The 332-nt window shown below is 56.6% G+C and carries 1 pseudogene; it reads right to left on the bottom strand.

The features are described from left to right. Positions 1-332, bottom strand: a pseudogene (locus tag AB9F29_RS21635) (hypothetical protein); the annotation flags it as partial.

Genomic DNA, 332 nt, shown 5'->3' with positions numbered 1-332 from the left:
CTAGTTCTCTGGCAACGCGCGGTCCTGACAGCAATGTGTCCGCTATCAGGACCAAGTTCTCTGGACTGTAGTCATCTACAACCGCAAGAATGCGGAAACGCCGGCCTTCGGTTAGCGCGTCAGACACAAAATCCAGTGACCACCGCCGGTTGGGGCCACATGGTAACACCATCGGCTTTAGCGTGCTCAACGCACGCTTTCTACCGTCTCTGTGGCTCATCTGGAGCTTCTCACACATCAGCTTCTTGTGGTTTACCTCGAAGCCCTCACGCGCAACCATCACTTGGATACGCCCCCTCTCATCGCTGCAAGCAGCGACTGCCGGGCAATGG

Source organism: Falsihalocynthiibacter sp. S25ZX9, from assembly GCF_041205405.1.
In the GTDB taxonomy this organism is placed as follows: domain Bacteria; phylum Pseudomonadota; class Alphaproteobacteria; order Rhodobacterales; family Rhodobacteraceae; genus Falsihalocynthiibacter; species Falsihalocynthiibacter arcticus.
This window is presented reverse-complemented; position numbering and strand designations above follow the sequence as displayed.